Source organism: Caulobacter sp. GW821-FHT09B11 (genome assembly GCF_059418205.1).
Window position 1 is genome coordinate 12,130 of the sequence record NZ_JBWKPK010000009.1, and the last position, 535, is coordinate 12,664.

General features: G+C 72.0%; 1 protein-coding gene and 1 pseudogene. One reads left to right on the forward strand and one right to left on the reverse strand.

The genetic code is table 11. The features are described from left to right. Nucleotides 1–66: 66 nt before the first annotated feature. Nucleotides 67–201 (reverse strand): annotated as a pseudogene (locus tag AC07N1_RS08570) (hypothetical protein); the annotation flags it as partial. On the opposite strand from AC07N1_RS08570, the gene AC07N1_RS08575 reads away from it, so the two are divergent. Then, nucleotides 147–512, forward strand: coding sequence for an MmcQ/YjbR family DNA-binding protein (locus tag AC07N1_RS08575; RefSeq protein ID WP_494671410.1), 366 nt, complete (start codon nt 147–149; stop codon nt 510–512). The pseudogene AC07N1_RS08570 and the gene AC07N1_RS08575 overlap by 55 nt on opposite strands. The last annotated feature ends 23 nt before the right edge of the window (nt 513–535 follow it).

Below are 535 nucleotides of genomic sequence, written 5' to 3' on the forward strand. Positions count from 1 at the left end.
CCCCCCCCCCCCCCCCCCCCCCCCCCCCCCCCCCCCCCCCCGAGACTGGGCTGGGCAGCGGCGGTCGCCCCCTCCGTCACGCTGCGTATACGCAGCGCGCCACCTCCCCCGTTGCACGGGGGAGGAGTTGAGCGTTCCATACTTGCATGGTCGATGACGAAACCCTGCGCGCCCTGGCGATCGCCCTGCCGGAGGTGGTGGAAGCCTCCAACGGCGAGCAGGTCGCCTATGAGGTGGCCGGAAAGGGCCTGGCCTGGGGCTATCTGGCCCGGCCCGCGCCGAAGGCCAGGCGGGTGCTGGTGCCCGGCGTCATCGCCGTGCGCTGCCTGATCGAGACCAAGCAGATGCTGATCGAGGCCGCCCCCGAACGGTTCTTCGACGACTCCCATTACCTGGGCTATCCGGCGGTGCTGGTGCGGCTGGCGGCGATCGACGCCGACGAACTGGCGGGCCTGCTGCGCACGGCCTGGACGATCGTGGCCCCGAAGGCGTTGGTGAAGGCGCACAGCTAGATCCTCCCCCTGTGGGGGAGGTG

Bases quoted from the DNA above. Each gene is read 5' to 3' on its own strand.
- AC07N1_RS08575 (WP_494671410.1), top strand. From the start codon at position 147: ATGGTCGATGACGAAACCCTGCGCGCCCTGGCGATCGCCCTGCCGGAG.